This window comes from Aggregatibacter sp. HMT-949, from assembly GCF_041734645.1.
Classification (GTDB): domain Bacteria; phylum Pseudomonadota; class Gammaproteobacteria; order Enterobacterales; family Pasteurellaceae; genus Rodentibacter.
Genome location: NZ_CP162010.1, coordinates 1,234,707 through 1,249,290 on the forward strand (window position 1 = coordinate 1,234,707; position 14,584 = coordinate 1,249,290).

The 14,584-nt window shown below is 44.5% G+C and carries 11 protein-coding genes and 1 tRNA gene; 5 read left to right on the forward strand and 7 right to left on the reverse strand.

The window, feature by feature from the left end:
* Positions 1-50: 50 nt before the first annotated feature.
* Positions 51-2,087: an excinuclease ABC subunit UvrB gene (gene uvrB, locus AB3F25_RS05750; RefSeq protein ID WP_373602921.1), complete on the reverse strand. Its 2,037-nt coding sequence runs from the start codon at positions 2,085-2,087 to the stop codon at positions 51-53.
* Positions 2,088-2,498: 411 nt separating this feature from the next.
* On the opposite strand from uvrB, the gene AB3F25_RS05755 reads away from it, so the two are divergent.
* Positions 2,499-2,574 (forward strand) — tRNA-Asn (locus tag AB3F25_RS05755).
* Between the two features lie 113 nt (positions 2,575-2,687).
* Here AB3F25_RS05755 and zevB read toward each other — a convergent pair.
* Positions 2,688-3,659, reverse strand: coding sequence for a zinc transporter permease subunit ZevB (zevB, locus tag AB3F25_RS05760; RefSeq protein ID WP_373602922.1), 972 nt, complete (start codon positions 3,657-3,659; stop codon positions 2,688-2,690).
* Positions 3,660-3,662: 3 nt separating this feature from the next.
* Positions 3,663-4,289, reverse strand: coding sequence for a zinc transporter binding subunit ZevA (gene zevA / locus AB3F25_RS05765; protein ID WP_373602923.1), 627 nt, complete (start codon positions 4,287-4,289; stop codon positions 3,663-3,665).
* A gap of 354 nt (positions 4,290-4,643) precedes the next feature.
* Between zevA and ettA the strand changes: the two genes are divergently transcribed.
* The 3 genes from ettA (at position 4,644) to AB3F25_RS05780 (ending at position 7,680) form a co-directional block, all read left to right on the forward strand.
* Positions 4,644-6,314 carry an energy-dependent translational throttle protein EttA gene (ettA, locus tag AB3F25_RS05770; protein ID WP_373602924.1) on the forward strand — a complete coding sequence of 557 codons (1,671 nt, stop codon included), beginning with the start codon at positions 4,644-4,646 and terminating at the stop codon, positions 6,312-6,314.
* Positions 6,315-6,411: 97 nt separating this feature from the next.
* Positions 6,412-7,206, forward strand: a complete 795-nt coding sequence (locus AB3F25_RS05775) for an FkbM family methyltransferase (protein WP_373602925.1) — start codon at positions 6,412-6,414, stop codon at positions 7,204-7,206.
* Positions 7,207-7,338: 132 nt separating this feature from the next.
* Positions 7,339-7,680, forward strand: coding sequence for a SirB2 family protein (locus tag AB3F25_RS05780; RefSeq protein WP_373602926.1), 342 nt, complete (start codon positions 7,339-7,341; stop codon positions 7,678-7,680).
* Between the two features lie 45 nt (positions 7,681-7,725).
* Here AB3F25_RS05780 and lptG read toward each other — a convergent pair whose 3' ends face one another.
* On the reverse strand, positions 7,726-8,802 hold the full coding sequence (gene lptG, locus AB3F25_RS05785; protein WP_373602927.1) for an LPS export ABC transporter permease LptG: 1,077 nt from the start codon (positions 8,800-8,802) through the stop codon (positions 7,726-7,728).
* A 3-nt stretch (positions 8,803-8,805) separates the two neighbouring features.
* Positions 8,806-9,900, reverse strand: a complete 1,095-nt coding sequence (gene lptF, locus AB3F25_RS05790) for an LPS export ABC transporter permease LptF (protein WP_373602928.1) — start codon at positions 9,898-9,900, stop codon at positions 8,806-8,808.
* A gap of 108 nt (positions 9,901-10,008) precedes the next feature.
* Here lptF and AB3F25_RS05795 point away from each other — a divergent pair, with 108 nt between their 5' ends.
* On the forward strand, positions 10,009-11,484 hold the full coding sequence (locus tag AB3F25_RS05795; protein ID WP_373602929.1) for a leucyl aminopeptidase: 1,476 nt from the start codon (positions 10,009-10,011) through the stop codon (positions 11,482-11,484).
* Between the two features lie 130 nt (positions 11,485-11,614).
* Here the strand turns inward: AB3F25_RS05795 and AB3F25_RS05800 are convergent, their stop codons facing one another.
* Both AB3F25_RS05800 and AB3F25_RS05805 read right to left on the reverse strand, forming a co-directional pair.
* Entirely contained in the window at positions 11,615-12,850 is a 1,236-nt protein-coding gene (locus AB3F25_RS05800; RefSeq protein WP_373602930.1) for an MFS transporter, read from the reverse strand.
* Complete coding sequence (locus tag AB3F25_RS05805) at positions 12,807-14,579, reverse strand: ABC transporter ATP-binding protein (RefSeq protein ID WP_373602931.1); 1,773 nt, start codon at positions 14,577-14,579, stop codon at positions 12,807-12,809. Before AB3F25_RS05805 ends, AB3F25_RS05800 begins: the two co-directional genes overlap by 44 nt.
* Positions 14,580-14,584: the final 5 nt, after the last annotated feature.

The window sequence follows — 14,584 nt, forward strand, 5'->3', positions numbered from 1 at the left end:
CTTTGTCATCTTATGCATTTGTACATTTTCGGTATCGTTTTTATTGGCGCTTATTCCGCCATCACAAACTTTTCTCTCAATTGATGAAGCTGATCGCGTACAGCGGCGGCTTTTTCAAATTCTAAGTCTTGGGCGAATTTATACATTTGCTGTTCCAATTTTTTAACTTGTTGTTGGTACTCTTTGGCGTTTTTTGGCGCGTTATAAAGTGCGGCCGGTTCCGCAACGGTTTTTCCGCGCGATTTTCCTCTTCCTTTATTGAGCGTGCCTTGTCCAATATCAAGCAACTCGCCCACCTTTTTATTTAAGGCTTGCGGAATAATGCCGCGCTCGGCGTTATATGCCATTTGTTTTTCGCGTCGGCGATTGGTTTCCGTCATCGCTTTTTTCATCGAATCGGTAATGCGATCCGCATACAAAATTGCTTTACCGTGCAAATTACGCGCGGCGCGACCGATGGTTTGAATCAGCGAACGTTCCGAACGCAAAAAGCCTTCTTTATCCGCATCTAAAATCGCCACTAAGGACACTTCCGGAATATCCAAACCTTCACGCAATAAGTTGATGCCGACCAACACGTCAAATTCGCCCAAACGCAAGTCACGAATAATTTCTACCCGTTCCACGGTGTCAATGTCGGAATGCAAATAACGTACGCGCACACCGTGTTCGTCTAAATAATCGGTGAGATCTTCCGCCATTTTTTTGGTCAACGTGGTGACTAAAACCCGTTCGTTTCGGTCCGCTCTTTGGCGCGCTTCTGACAGTAAATCATCCACTTGAATCGCAACCGGACGAATTTCAATTTCCGGATCAAGCAAACCGGTCGGACGCACCACTTGATCGATAATTTCACTGCCGGATTTTTCCAATTCATAAGGCCCCGGTGTGGCGGAAACATAAATAGTCTGTGGCGCCAAGCGCTCAAATTCTTCAAAGCGCAACGGGCGGTTATCTAATGCGGACGGCAAACGAAAACCATATTCCACCAAGGTTTCTTTACGCGAACGGTCGCCGCGATACATACCACCGATTTGCGGCACCGTTACGTGCGACTCATCAATAATTAGCACCGCATCAGACGGCATATAATCAAATAAGGTCGGCGGCGGTTCACCCTCGTTTCGACCGGAAAGGTAGCGTGAGTAGTTTTCAATGCCCGAGCAATACCCCAGCTCATTCATCATTTCAATATCGAACAACGTGCGCTGCGTAATACGTTGTTCTTCCAATAATTTATTTTCTTTAATGAAATATTCACGGCGCTGCGCCAGTTCATCTTTAATTTTATCGATGGATTCCAAAATGCGCTCGCGCGGCGTCGCATAGTTGGTTTTCGGGTACACCGTGATACGTGGCACCGCACCGAGATTGCTTCCCGTAAGCGGATCAAAGAAACTTAATCGTTCTACTTCCTCATCAAATAATTCGATACGAATGGCTTGATCGTCCGATTCCGCCGGAAAAATGTCGATTACATCGCCACGCACACGAAATGTGCCGCGCTGAAACGCCTGATCGTTACGCGTATATTGCATGCCCGCAAGTTGACTTAAAATCTCGCGCTGATTAGCCGGTGAGCCGACACGCAAAATCAAACGCATTTTTAAATAAGCTTCCGGATCGCCCAAACCATAAATTGCGGAAACCGACGCCACAACAATGGTATCGCGGCGCTCCAAAAAAGATTTCACCGCAGAAAGGCGCATTTGGTCAATTTGCTCGTTCACCGCAGAATCTTTTTCAATAAAAGTATCACTGCTCGGAACATAGGCTTCCGGCTGGTAATAATCATAATAAGAAACGAAATATTCCACCGCATTTTCCGGAAAAAAGTCTTTCATTTCCGCATAAAGCTGGGCGGCGAGAGTTTTATTTGGCGCAAGCAACATGGCCGGGCGATTAAGCTTGGCAATCACATTGGCGATGGTGAAAGTTTTGCCCGATCCGGTTACGCCGAGCAAAGTTTGATGCGCTAATCCGTCGTCTAAATTTTCAGCGAGTTTTTCAATCGCTTGCGGCTGATCACCGGAAGGCTGATAACCGGAATGAAGAATAAATGGTTTGCTATGAATTTTTTCTGACATATATGTACAGCCAATTTTCTAAGAACTTTTGTTGGCGCGATTCTATCATATTTCACACGCCAAAATCAGCGTGAAAGCAAGTTTTGCACAGTGTGCGAGATGTCAAGCGAAACAAGTCAAAAAATCATAAAAAATTTTTATATTTTTTTCTGGACTTTACTTAACATATTGATAAATAAGGAAATGTCATTTTACAACCAATTTTTACTTGAAATCGTACAACCCTAGTATTTATCGGGATTCCTCGATCTTAAGTCGATTTAATCCACAAAGTTATCCACAGCCTTTGTGGATAGAAAAATTGCCGTAAAAAGCACACTTAAATTTTTTAAAATTTTTTTATTTTTACTGTTGACAAACTATTGACGGATCATTAGAATGCGCGACCTATCTTTGTGATACCGAATCAATTCCTCCTTAGTTCAGTCGGTAGAACGGTGGACTGTTAATCCATATGTCGCAGGTTCGAGTCCCGCAGGAGGAGCCAATTTCTCTTTTGGTTTGGTTTTCGTTTGTCTCCTTTTACGAATTCTAAATTAGCAACCAGAAGATTTTAAGCCCATCAATTTGATGGGCTTTATTTTTATCGGTATTTCGTCGTTATTTTCCAAACAACACCGCCCCACCGCTAGCTTCAAGCGTTGTGCCATAAAGCAAACTCGTGGCGAAAAAGATCATCACGCCGCCGGCAAATATTTTAACCGCCCGTCCTCCATATTGATTTAAGGTTTTACCGCCGTACCATCGTCCTAAACGAATTGCCATTTGTTTGGCATAACGCACCATGATGGCAAATAAAGAAAGCGTTAAACCGGTGCCGAATGACATAGCAAGAACGGCGAAAACACCCCAAAGAAAAAGATCCGACATATAAGCCAGAAAAAGTACAAAAATTGCGCCGCTACAAGGGCGCAGTCCGATGCTCAAAATGATGAAAAATTGACTTCGCCAAGTATTGGCATATCGCAACAGCACCGCATTGGGCAAGTGTTGATGGCCGCAGGAACATTCAGCGGAAAAAACATGATCGGCTTTCACGGCACTCAATTTCGGCACCGCATTGAAGCGCGCAGATTTTATCCGAAACGCTTTTTTCGGCTTTCTGACGCCTTGATAAATCCAATAAATGCCAAGCCCGAGTAATAACACCCAAGCACCGCGTTCCAGCCATAATTGGCTTAGTTTGAAATAACGCGATGACAAATTTAAAACCACCACAATCACGGATGTCGCCACAATCGCCACGACACCTTGCATCAAGGAAGCAAGCAAACTTAACTTCACGCTGGGTTTAAGTTCGCTTTGATGAGTTGATAAATAACCGGCGATAATAAATTTGCCGTGTCCCGGCCCAAGGGCATGTAACACACCGTAAAGAAAACTGACACCAATTAAAATTAAACCGGCGGAAACGGGATTTTGTTGAATGGCGTGAAGATTTTCCGAAGTGAGTTGATTAAAGACTTGTTGCCAAGCCACAGCTTTCACAAAAAGCCAAGGCAAGAACCAAAAAATTGCGCCAAGTAAGGCAACCAAGACAAATAGCCATTTAAAAGGGAATGCTTTTTTCATGATTTAGTCACACCGAATTTTCACTTTTTGCGCAAAAATCACGCCCAAGGAATCATCTTCGTCTTTTTGCGTTTTATCCAGAGAAGAAGCGTAAGATTTCATTTTTTCATCCACGTTCGGCGCCACCACTTCGCCCTTGCAATTGGTCGGCAGAGCGGAAAAATTCACCGCGTTTTTATTTTCCGGATAAAACATGGAAACATAATAAGTGCGATCATAAGTCATTAACGTGAACAGGTTATCTTTTAACGGCTGCGGACGAGTAAGAAGCAAATCGAAATAATATTGAATATGTGAACCAAGCAGATTGATACCGTAATTCCGCGCCTGAGCTTTGTATTTAATTTTTTCGTTATTTTTATCAAATAAATAGCTGAAATAATGTTCATTGACGATATTTTCCATCACATCGTCAATAAGCTTTTGTTGCTTCACGGAATCGCCTTTCGCTTGTGCCATATCGTATAGCACCGCCGCAGAACTCGGTTCGTCAAGCGTCCATCGCATCGAAAAACCGATCAATTGATTTTCCTCCACTAATGGTTTGCTTTGCATTTCAATAAAGGCGTGTGGGTGCGCCAATGCGGTGCTCGATAGCATAGTGACGAGTAAAACGAGTTTTTTTTTCACAACGATTATCCTTAATAAAATGAGGTTGTCATTTTAACATAGCGCGAAAAATCCTTAAAAACGTTTATTTGCTCATCAATAATAATTAAATGGATAAAATTTATTGACTTATATCAAAGAATAATGAGATTGGATTTTATTTGGAGCGGAATTTTCGGTACTATCCTCCACGTCAAGCGCTTGCTTGATATTCATAAAGTTCCTAAATAAAATAATCATAAATATAGCTAAACTACTTTCCTACCACCCAATTCGGGTGGTTTTTTTTCGCCTTTCATTTGCCGAAGGTTAGGCAAATCCCAAAACTTCAAGTAAAATAAGCCCGTTTTTTTAACCTCAAATCAAGAGCAAATTATGTCAACACAATTCGTTTATACGATGCATCGCGTCGGCAAAGTGGTGCCGCCGAAGCGTCATATCTTGAAAGATATCTCGTTGAGCTTTTTCCCCGGTGCCAAAATCGGCGTGCTCGGCTTAAATGGTGCAGGTAAATCCACGTTGTTGCGCATTATGGCGGGCATTGATAAAGAAATCGAAGGGGAAGCCCGTCCGCAACCCGGCATTAAAATTGGCTATCTACCGCAAGAACCGAAACTTGAACCGCAACAAACCGTGCGCGAAGCCATTGAAGAAGCGGTGGGTGAAGTCAAACATGCCTTAACCCGTTTGGATGAAGTTTATGCGCTGTATGCCGATCCCGATGCGGATTTCGACAAACTCGCCGCCGAGCAAGCTGAGTTAGAAGCGGTCATTCAAGCACATGATGGGCATAATTTAGACAACCAATTAGAACGCGCGGCTGATGCATTACGTTTGCCGGACTGGGATGCCAAAATCGAGCATTTATCCGGTGGCGAACGTCGCCGTGTGGCGCTTTGCCGTTTACTGCTAGAAAAACCGGATATGTTATTGTTAGACGAACCGACCAACCACTTAGATGCAGAATCCGTGGCTTGGTTAGAGCGCTTCTTGCACGACTACGAAGGCACTGTAGTGGCAATTACCCACGACCGTTATTTCTTAGATAACGTTGCCGGCTGGATTTTAGAACTTGACCGTGGTGAAGGTATTCCTTGGGAAGGTAACTACTCTTCTTGGTTAGAACAAAAAGAAAAACGCCTGGCACAAGAACAAGCGCAAGAATCTGCCCGCCAAAAATCCATTGAGAAAGAATTGGAATGGGTGCGCCAAAATCCGAAAGGTCGTCAAGCGAAAAGCAAAGCACGTATGGCTCGCTTTGAAGAACTTAATTCCGGCGAATATCAAAAACGCAATGAAACCAACGAACTCTTTATTCCACCTGGTCCACGCTTAGGCGACAAAGTGATTGAGGTGCAACATTTAAGCAAATCCTACGGCGACCGCACGTTAATCGATGACTTGTCCTTCAGCATTCCGAAAGGTGCTATCGTCGGGATTATCGGGGCCAACGGTGCGGGTAAATCCACTCTATTCCGCATGCTTTCCGGCAAAGAACAACCGGATTCCGGTTCTATCACCTTAGGCGAAACGGTCGTGTTGGCTTCCGTGGATCAATTCCGCGATGCCATGGACGACAAGAAAACCGTGTGGGAAGAAGTCTCTAACGGACAAGATATTTTAACGATCGGCAACTTTGAAATTCCTAGTCGCGCTTATGTAGGACGCTTTAACTTTAAAGGCGTGGATCAACAAAAACGCGTAGGGGAACTTTCCGGCGGTGAACGCGGCCGTTTGCATCTAGCAAAATTGTTACAAGCCGGCGGCAACGTATTGTTACTGGACGAACCGACCAACGACCTTGACGTAGAAACCCTGCGCGCACTGGAAAATGCCATCTTAGAATTCCCGGGTTGTGCCATGGTGATTTCCCATGACCGCTGGTTCTTAGACCGTATCGCTACTCATATTCTAGACTACGGTGATGAAGGCAAGGTAACCTTCTATGAAGGCAACTTCTCCGACTATGAAGAATGGAAGAAGAAAACCTTCGGTGCCGATGCGCTACAACCGCACCGCATGAAATACAAGCGCATTGCAAAATAATCTTTTTTTACCGCTGTCAATAAGTACTGTATTGAGTATTCAAAATAGCACCGCATTGGTTCAGCAACCCACTACCATTATTTATAGGAGAAACATCATGGCTCTTAATCCAAGACCCAATCCCTTTGTCGTTGTGTCCGCTAACACCGGCTCAATGATCGTTAATTATCTGGATAGACAAACTAATCAAGCCGGCCTAACTTATGGCGTCGGTTATCAATTCCTAACCCAAGGACGATTCGAACCGGAAGAAATTCAGCGAATCCTTGCTTTACTTAATTTACGCCGTCAATACTTCGGTGACGGAGTGGTAATGCTTGATTGTGGTGCGAATATCGGTGCGGTAACCATTCCCGCAGGGATTGAAATGACAGGTTGGGGAAAGGTTATCTCTTTTGAAGCGCAAGAGCGGATTTACTATGCCTTAGCAGGTAATGTTGCAATTAATAACTGCTTTAATGTCAAAGCCATCTATTCAGCCATCGGCAACCCTGTCGGCCAAGAATATCTTGATATTCCTATCATCGACTACACAATACCTTCTTCTTTTGGCAGCTTAGAACTCCGTCCAAACCAATATAATGAGTTTATTGGGCAACAAATCGACTACCAAAAAACTCAAAAAGTACCGCTCGTTTCTGTCGATAGCCTTGAATTAGATCGTGTTGATTTTATCAAAATTGATGTGGAAGGTATGGAAGTGGACGCCTTAAAAGGGGCCTTAAATACTATTGAAAAATATAAACCGATTTTAACGGTGGAATTCTTAAAAAGCGGCTATGAACCCGTCGCACAGTTCCTTGCTGCATTAGGTTATCAGCTTTTTGTTTATGATCTGAATATCTTAGCTGTACACCAAAACGATCCATGCCTTGCCAATATAAATAGCTAATTTAGCAATGCCATCTTTGATTATCTAAAGGGCATTTGAGCACCGCATTGGAAACGCTAACAGCAAATGGAAACTGAAAAGTGCGGCCAAACCAACGCCGCACTTTTCTTTTGAATCAAATTAGGAGTGATCATGTTAATTTCTCTACACGTTTTTTGTGCGTTTTTAAGTTTAGGACTTTTACTACTTCGTGGGATGATGCAATTAAATGGAAAAAACTGGCGCGCGGTAAAACTATTAAAAATTCTACCGCATTTATCGGATACATTATTGATTATTTCCGGTTCAGCAATCTTATATCTTTTCCCAGTTGGGCTTGAACCATGGCTTATTGCTAAATTTGCATTACTCATTTTATACATCATTTTTGCGGCGAAATTTTTTAGTAAAAAAGCGTCTCAACCAAAAAATATTTTCTTTACGCTCTCATTATTGAGTCTTATCGGCGCAATTAGCATCGCGTATTTTCACTAAAAAATAAGGGCAACCACAATGGATTGCCCTTTTTACTTATCATGCCTAATCCCGTTTTCGGCTTAACAACCACCAGATAATGACAATAAACAACAGGCTCGGAATTAAAGCGCCAAACACAGCCGGCATATCGTAAACGACGCTCATTTGACCAAAAATCTCATTCACTACATAAAATAAGAATCCGAAACAAATTCCCGTTACGATTCGTGCGCCGGCGGTTACGCTGCGTAACGAGCCAAAAATAAAGGACAGCGCCAACAACATCATCACACCGACAGAAAGCGGTTGGAAAATTTTCCGCCAGAAGGTGAGTTCGAAACGGCGAGCGTCTTGCCCGGTTTCTTTTAAAAACGCAATATATTCATACAAGCCACTGAGCGATAAAGAGGTAGGGCGTAAGGACACTGCACCGAGTTTGTCGGGCGTTAAATTGGTTTGCCATTCTTCCGTTACGCGATGAGTGGTCGCAACCGTGTCTTTTTGGAGCACTGAATGATTCACTTGATGCAATTGCCATTGATTTTCAGCGGAGGAATAAGTCGCTTGTTTAGCGTGTTTTAATTCACTTAAATTACGGCTGTTATCAAAGCTGTAAATATATACGTCGTTTAACTGCGACTCGTTGCCTACGCGACGGACAAACACAAAATTATTGCCATCTTTTGCCCATATGCCGTTTTTCACCGAAAGTACGGAACCACCGGAAATGGCACGAGCGCGCATATCGCGAGCAAATTGCTCCGTTTGCGGAATACCCCATTCACCGATAACCATGGTTAACACAACCAACGGCAACGCAGTTTTCATCACCGCTATGCCGATGTTAAAACGAGAAAAACCGGCGGCTTGCATCACCACCAATTCACTGCGGCTGGCAAGATTGCCGAGCGCAATTAACGCGCCGAGTAAGGCCGCCATTGGGAAAAACGTTTCCACATCTTTCGGCACGGTTAAAACGGTGAACGCCACTGCTTGCAGCACGTCATACGTGCCCTTACCCACGCTGCGAAATTGTTCCACGAATTTAATAATCGCCGAAAGCCCTACGAGCGTCAGCAACGTAGCAAAAATCGCCCCCAAAATGCTTTTACCGATGTAACGGTCTAACGTATTCATCATCGCTTACCCTTTTCGGTTTAAAAGACGGCGGAATTTATACATCGGCGCACTGTCCCAAGCATTTAATAAAATTCCGAGTAACAAGAACGCCAGGTTCGTTATCGGCATAAAAATCGCGGCATCCAATTTACCGGCAGAACCGGCGGATTTGAAAGAACTTTGTAACAAAAAATAAATAAGATACAACAACAATGCCGGCAAAATTTTTGCAAAACGACCTTGGCGCGGATTCACGCGGCTAAGCGGTACGGCGATAAGCGCCATCAGCGGCACTGCTAAAATCAAACTGATTCGCCAGTGTAATTCGGCTTTCAATGCGGTGCCATTTTGCGACAACAATTGCGCCGAAGAAAGCGCTGCGGCTTCCTCCGATTTGTTATCGCCGACTTGATAGCCCAAATAGGCTTGGTAATCGTCGAAATGTGTAATGCGAAAATCCGACAACATTGCTGTGCCTTCCACACGTTGCACGTTTTGCAAATTCAACACTTGGTCGCCGTTCGGTAAAGCCTTCAATTCGCCTTTTTCCGCCATCACTACAGAAGGCTTGCTCTGCCCTTTCGGTACGGTTTGGAAAAGATACACATCATGAATTTGATCGCCTTGAATATCGTCGATAAACAATACGAAATCATTATTGCCCGCAGACATAAATTGACCGGAAGAGAGCGCGCCCATGGTCGGATTGGCTTTGGCATTTTCCACCAGTGTGCTTTGCTTTTCGATTGCCCAAGGCGAAAGCCATAACGCATTATAGGCGGCGAGTCCCGCGGTGAACAAAGAAAGCAACAACGCCACGCGCACCAAAATACGCGAGCCAACACCGCAAGCGCGCATTACGGTAATTTCGCTTTCCGCATACAAACGCCCGAAAGTGAGCAAAATAGCGATAAACAAACACAGCGGCAACATTAACTGTGCCATGGTCGGCATCCCGAGTCCGAGCAAAGAAAACACCAAATCCGCCGGTACATTACCGTTTGCCGCAGATCCCAACACGCGTACCAGTTGTTGGCAGAAAAAAATCAATAGCAAAATGAATAAAATCGCCGTTTGGCTTTTAAACACTTCTTTCGCTAAATATCGAGTTAAAATCATCTTATTTCGTTATGCTTTGTTGCTAAAAAACAGGAGGGAATCTGGATAAAATCGGGCGCGTATGATACCTTATTTTCGCTAAATTAGACAGCGATTTAAGGAAATCCTATGAAATATCAAGCAAAAAACCAGGCCTTTTCTCAAGCCGCCGACGGCATCGTTTTAGGCCTGTATGAGAACAACGAATTTTCTAAAAGTTTCAATGAAATCGACCTTGCTGCACAAGGTTATTTAAACCGCTTAATCCAATCCGGTGAGCTTACCGGCAAATTAGGTCAAACCCTGTTACTACGCGATTTGCCGGGTGTTGCCACAAAACGTGTGCTGATCGTTGGCTGTGGCAAAAAAGGCGAACTAACCGAGCGCCGCTACAACCAACTGATTCAAAGCATGCTAAAAGCGCTAAACAACGCAAATATTCGCGAAGTCGTATCTTATTTAACGGAAATCGAAATTAAAGATCGCGATCTTTATTGGAACGTGCGTTTTGCCATCGAAATCATTGAGCACACAAACTATCGTTTTGATCGCTTCAAATCGGAAAAGCCTGAGAGCACCGCATTGGAAAGCCTTATTTTCAATACCGACTGTCCGCAAGCACAACGCGCTATCGCTCACGCACAAGCCGTTAGTGCCGGCGTGAAAGCGGCACGCGATATCGCCAATATGCCGCCGAATATCTGTAATCCTGCCTATCTTGCCGAACAAGCCAAGCATTTAGCTGCGGAATTCGGCGCACTTTCTCTGGAAGTGATTGATGAAACGCAAATGGCGGAGCTAGGAATGAACGCTTATTTAGCGGTTTCACGCGGGTCGGCCAATCCGGCGTATATGTCGATTTTGCATTTCAACAACGCGCCCGATAAAAACGCCAAACCAATTGTGTTGGTAGGTAAAGGTTTAACGTTTGACGCGGGCGGCATTTCCCTTAAACCGGCGGCGGATATGGACGAAATGAAATACGATATGGGCGGCGCGGCCTCCGTATTCGGTGTCATGGCAGCCGTTGCGCAACTTGATTTACCGTTAAACGTTATCGGTGTACTTGCCGGCTGTGAAAATTTGCCGGATGGCAACGCGTACCGTCCGGGCGATATTCTCACCACCATGAACGGCTTGACCGTGGAAGTATTGAATACCGATGCGGAAGGTCGCCTCGTGCTTTGCGATGCGCTGACTTACGCGGAACGTTTTGAGCCACAATTACTGATCGATGTAGCGACGCTTACCGGCGCTTGCGTCGTAGCCTTAGGGCAACACAATAGTGGCTTGATTTGCGAAGATGAGAACTTAGCCGCCGATTTACTGCACGCTGCTCAGCAAACCACAGACAAAGCGTGGCGCTTGCCGTTAAGCGAAGAATACCAAGAACAACTCAAATCGCCGTTTGCCGATCTGGCCAACATCGGCGGCCGTTGGGGTGGTGCCAGCACTGCCGGCGCATTCCTCGCTAACTTCACAAAAAAATATCGCTGGGCACATTTAGACATTGCGGGCACGGCTTGGCTGCAAGGCGCCAACAAAGGCGCAACCGGTCGCCCTGTGGCCTTATTGACTCAGTTCTTGATAAACCAAACGAAATAAATCAAGTGGCGTAACAGCACCGCATTGAAACTGATTTCAATGAACTGCACCTTAAACATGAGTATCAAACCAATGTATTTAAGGTGCAGTTTTTTTTATATGCAGTATGCCGTAGAAAATTATCTTGAAATTAAGACAGTGCTTCTTTTCGGCATCCAAAAAATCGCCATATTCCAACGGCAATGAAGGTGGCGGTGAGGTAAACTGTGAGATAGCCAAAGGCATGCGCGAGGCGTAGGGAGACAAAGCCTGCTAGGTAGGCGCCGAAGAGGGCGACAGAGAATTGCAATGCGCTGTCGAGCGTGGCGTAAGTTTGATTGGATTTATCCATAATCATGACGAGCAAGCACGGCACCAGCAACGCGTATGTGATGCTTAACAATAAAATCGGCGCGGCGATAAGATAAGGAAAATCCGTGCCGACATATTCAAATAAAATAAATAAGCAGAAGGCAAAGATTTGGCTAAATAATACCCATTGGGTGACAGAAACCCGAGAATATTTTTTGAGTAATAGACCACTTAGCGGCGCAAAGGCGATAGCACAAAGGGGTTCGAATACGGAAAGTAATAGCCCAATGTGTTGGCTGCTCCAGCCCAAGGCATTTAGACGCGGAATGAAACTACTGACCACCATGCCGCTGGGAATAAACACAAATAACAATAAAATCAACCAACGAAATGAAATGTGCGGTTGTTGCCAAAAGTGGAAAAACCGTGTGAATAAAAAATGCAATGGCGGATTTTGCGATTCAGCCGTAACTGTAGGTTCTGAATATAGGCTGATTTGTAGGAGCAGCAGTAGCGCAAAAACACTGATTAAATCCACCGCACTTTGCCAGCCGTAATGATGATAAATCAGTAACACCAAACCGCCGCCAAGCATTTTACCCACGCGTCCTGCGATCACCTGAATGACACCGCCAAAGCCACGTTGCTCAAAAGGCAGGATGACACAGGTTAATCCTAGCGCCGCACAACCGAAAAATAGACTGCTTAGGTTCAATAGCACACATGCCACCATAAGCAGTATAAAATCTTGTTGCGGTTGGATGAAATGCAACATGAATAGGGCAATAAAAATGATTAGCGAGGAAAGGCATAACCAGCCGCGAAATTGCCCGATACGCTTGAGACGATAGCGTTCAATTAACGGTGAAACGATGAATTTCGCCATTTCCATTCCACCAAGCAAATAGAACCAACTAAGCTGTTTAAGATCGAACCCCATCTCTTTTAACATGGTGATGAGGCCAATCATATAAAACGCCACTACGCAAAATTTAAAGCCGGCGGTCGTGGCAAGGATCGCCCAATCCTGTTTAGTGAGTGATGTTGCCTTGTTGGCATTGCCAAAACGCTGCATAACGTCCTTTTTGTTCTAAGAGTGTTTGATGCGTGCCTTGTTCGGCAATGTTGCCGTTTTCTAACACATAAATGCAATGCGAGCCCACAATGGTGGAAAGTCGGTGAGCGATAATCAACACGGTTTTGTCTTTAACCAGCTGATCCAGCGCTTTTTGTACTGCCAGCTCATTTCGGGTATCCAACGATGCTGTCGGTTCATCTAAAATGAGAATCGGCGCGTCTTTTAAAATCGCTCGGGCAATCGCAAGTCGTTGCTTTTCACCGCCGGAAAAATTACTCCCAATTTCATTAACTTGCGTTTGATAGCCTTGTGGTAATGCCTGAATAAAATCATGGCATTGGGCAAGTTTGCAGGCGTGAATCACCTCTTCATCGGTGGCATTGGGTTTTGCCATTCGGATGTTATTTAATACGCTGTCTTGGAATAAATACACGTCTTGAAACACCACAGAAATTAAGCGCATGAGCTGTTCTTGGCTAACATCCCGAATATCGATACCGCCGATCGTAATTCGCCCTGATTGCGGATCAGCATAACGCAACAACAAGCGGAGTAATGTTGTTTTACCACAACCGCTGGTGCCCACAAAAGCATTGAGGCTATTAGGTTTTATGTCCAGATTAATGTCGTTTAGGATGTTTTTTTCGGCATTGTAACCAAAGCGGACATGCTCATAGCGAATGCGATAATCGGTGGGTAATCTGCTGCCATGATTTTCCGCCAATTCAGGCAATGCCATCAGTTTTTCAAATTTTTCACAGCTGATCACAAAAATTTCTAAGAGCGAAGACATTTGCACAAAGAAGTTCAATACATCTGAAATTCGCGCAATTAAAATCAGCACTGTGGCTAACAATACCCAATGAGCGCTACCGGAAATCACCCAAAATGTGCCAACAATTAATACCGCAATCAGGCTGAATTGAATGCTTGAGGTAATAATCAAATTCGGGCGTTCGCCTTTTTTAGTGCCGATGCGTTGAATGTTGGCGACATCTTCAATCACACGGTTGAAAATATGTTGTTTGTTTTCAGTTTGCCCTGTTGATTTCAGAATTTCCAAACCTTGCACAAACTCAATAGTTTCGCCTTTAAGTCGCTGATTAGCTTCTGCCAAAATACTGAATCCACGACGGAAAGCTTTTCTCCGCCATAAATAAAGTGGCACGATAAGCGGGAAAATAATGAAGATCAGCAGCCCAAAGCGGTAATCAAAGAAACAAAGACAAAGGGCGGCAGACACAGGTGTTACGATGCCGTAAATTAGAATACTAATTAAACTGAATGCGTAATTTGTGGCTTCATTAATACTTTGGATGGCAACGGCACTGAGTTCGCCTGCACGAAATCCACTGAGGACGGCAAGAGATACGCGGCGAAGTTTTTCGCCTAGTTGACGTCTTAATTGATATGTCGCCAAAAATGAATCACCTTTGGTGTCATAATATTCCGCCCAAATACGGAAAAGGAGGCTGGCGATTAAAAGCACGCCACACAAAACACTCCAAAAAATGACCGCACTTTGTCCTGCTTCAGTTTGTTCTAATGCCAAAAGCAGCGGATACAGCAGGCCGATAGCCACGCCGAATAAGGTTGCAGACAGTGCCGCAAAAGCGAGACAGCGTAAGAATGCGCTTTGTTGCTGTTGGGCGGCGGTAAACAAGGCGTGATAAGTTTGCCACAGGCTTTTTACACGTTGAGTTTCAGGATTAAAGTAAGATTGCATAACAT

Coding starts and splice junctions, on each gene's coding strand:
- lptG (WP_373602927.1), bottom strand. CDS start 8,802: ATGATGAATACGTTAGACCGTTACATCGGTAAAAGCATTTTGGGGGCG.
- AB3F25_RS05775 (WP_373602925.1), top strand. CDS start 6,412: ATGGCTCTTAATCCAAGACCCAATCCCTTTGTCGTTGTGTCCGCTAAC.
- AB3F25_RS05800 (WP_373602930.1), bottom strand. CDS start 12,850: ATGCAGCGTTTTGGCAATGCCAACAAGGCAACATCACTCACTAAACAG.
- ettA (WP_373602924.1), top strand. CDS start 4,644: ATGTCAACACAATTCGTTTATACGATGCATCGCGTCGGCAAAGTGGTG.
- zevB (WP_373602922.1), bottom strand. CDS start 3,659: ATGAAAAAAGCATTCCCTTTTAAATGGCTATTTGTCTTGGTTGCCTTA.
- AB3F25_RS05780 (WP_373602926.1), top strand. CDS start 7,339: ATGTTAATTTCTCTACACGTTTTTTGTGCGTTTTTAAGTTTAGGACTT.
- AB3F25_RS05805 (WP_373602931.1), bottom strand. CDS start 14,579: ATGCAATCTTACTTTAATCCTGAAACTCAACGTGTAAAAAGCCTGTGG.
- AB3F25_RS05795 (WP_373602929.1), top strand. CDS start 10,009: ATGAAATATCAAGCAAAAAACCAGGCCTTTTCTCAAGCCGCCGACGGC.
- uvrB (WP_373602921.1), bottom strand. CDS start 2,087: ATGTCAGAAAAAATTCATAGCAAACCATTTATTCTTCATTCCGGTTAT.
- lptF (WP_373602928.1), bottom strand. CDS start 9,900: ATGATTTTAACTCGATATTTAGCGAAAGAAGTGTTTAAAAGCCAAACG.